Origin of the sequence: Mesorhizobium sp., from assembly GCF_004962925.1 — a bacterium.
In the GTDB taxonomy this organism is placed as follows: Bacteria; Pseudomonadota; Alphaproteobacteria; order Rhizobiales; family Rhizobiaceae; genus Mesorhizobium.
This window is the reverse complement of the sequence record NZ_SUEO01000445.1, coordinates 1-413: the sequence shown is the minus strand read 5'-3', so window position 1 is coordinate 413 and position 413 is coordinate 1. Positions and strand designations below refer to the sequence as shown.

1 protein-coding gene is annotated in these 413 nt (G+C 62.0%); it reads left to right on the top strand.

Features of this window, described 5'->3' with window-relative positions; translation table 11 throughout:
* Positions 1-17 precede the first annotated feature (17 nt).
* A partial coding sequence (locus E5W87_RS35630) for a porin (protein WP_292408696.1) occupies positions 18-413 on the top strand: 396 nt, incomplete at its 3' end.

The following is a 413-nucleotide window of genomic DNA, read 5'->3' as shown; positions in this document are numbered from 1 at the left end:
TGACTGGAGGTCAGAAAATGAACATCAAGAGCCTTCTTCTCGGCTCCGCTGCGGCACTGGTCGCAGTTTCCGGTGCGCGCGCCGCCGACGCCGTCGTTGTCGCCGAGCCGGAACCCGCTGAATACGTCCGCATCTGCGACGTTTACGGCGCTGGCTACTTCTACATTCCCGGCACCGAAACCTGCCTGCGCATCGGCGGCTATGTCCGCTACGACATCGGCGTCGGCGACGTCGGCTCGTTCGATGGTACGGAGTCCGGCGACCACGAGGACGGCGGTATCAACGACACCTACCGCAAGAAAGCCCGCTTCACGCTCAAGACCTGGACCGGCCAGGAAACCGAGCTCGGCACCTTGAGGACCTACACCGAGACCCGCTTCAACTTCCAAAACAGCCAAAGCCAAGCCGAGTTT